This window comes from Streptomyces sp. NPDC031274 (genome assembly GCF_055570235.1).
In genome coordinates, this window is record NZ_JBVIHP010000430.1 from 1 (window position 1) to 1,083 (window position 1,083).

General features: G+C 69.7%; 2 protein-coding genes. Both read right to left on the reverse strand.

What is annotated here, in order from left to right; genetic code table 11:
* Window positions 1–278 (reverse strand): enoyl-CoA hydratase-related protein (locus ACZ5CR_RS46935; protein ID WP_468870184.1); only part of this gene is annotated, 278 nt, incomplete at its 3' end.
* Window positions 275–1,083: 3-hydroxyisobutyrate dehydrogenase (mmsB, locus tag ACZ5CR_RS46940; protein WP_468870185.1), on the reverse strand; the 809-nt coding region annotated here is incomplete at its 5' end. The genes mmsB and ACZ5CR_RS46935, both read right to left, overlap by 4 nt.

Below are 1,083 nucleotides of genomic sequence, written 5' to 3' on the forward strand. Positions count from 1 at the left end.
CAGTCGCTGAGGTACATGTCCATGTAGGTCTGGGGCCGCATCTCCTTGATGTCGGCCCCGGCCGCGAACGCCTTCGGTGATCCGGTGAGGACGATGCAGCCGATGTCCGGGTCCCGGTCCAGGTCCGCCGTCGCGGCGACGATCTCGTTCATCACCTGGAGGTTGAGTGCGTTGAGGGCCTTGGGGCGGTCGAGTGTAAGCAGTGCGGTGCGGCCTTTTCGCTCGATGCGGATCGTCTCGTACGGCTCCGCCGTCGTCTCGTACTGCTCCGTGGTCATGCGCTGTCTCCGTCCCCTGCCGAGTGGTTCCTGATGGTGTTGACGATCCCGGAGAAGTCCTGGTCCGCCCCGGCGTCTTCCGCATAGGCGGCATACAACTCGGCTGCCTTCAGGCCGAGTTGTGCGTGAATTCCACTGGCTTCGAGTGCGTTGGCCGCCAGGCCCAGGTCCTTGGCCATGAGCGGGGCGGCGAAACCGGGTCGGTAGTCGCGGTTGGCGGGGCTGCCCGGAACGGGGCCCGGCACCGGACAGTTGACGGACAGCGCCCAGCACTGGCCGGACGCGGTGGAGGCCACGTCGAACAGTGCCTGGTGGGACAGGCCCAGGCTCTCACCGAGGACGAACGCCTCACTCACCGCGATCATCGAGACGCCGAGGATCATGTTGTTGCAGATCTTCGCGGCCTGACCGGCGCCGGGCCCGCCGCAGTGCACCGCTTTCCTGCCCATGACCGCCAGGAGGGGGTCGGCCTCGGCGAACTCGGCATCGCCGCCGCCCGCCATGAAGGTGAGCGTGCCGGCATCGGCGCCCACCACTCCCCCGGAGACCGGGGCGTCCAACGCCCGCATTCCCGCTGCGACCGCGGCCGCGTGGGCACTGCGCGCGTCGGCCACGTCGATGGTCGAGCAGTCGATGAACAGCGTGCCGGGCCGGGCGGCGGCAAGCAGCCCCTCCTCGCGGTAGAGGCCGAGGACGTGCCGCCCGGCGGGCAGCATGGTGATCACCACGTCCGCCGCAGCGGCGGCCTGAGCCGATGATCCGGCCGCCTCCACGCCGGTCCCGACGGCTGCGGTGAGCAGCCAGG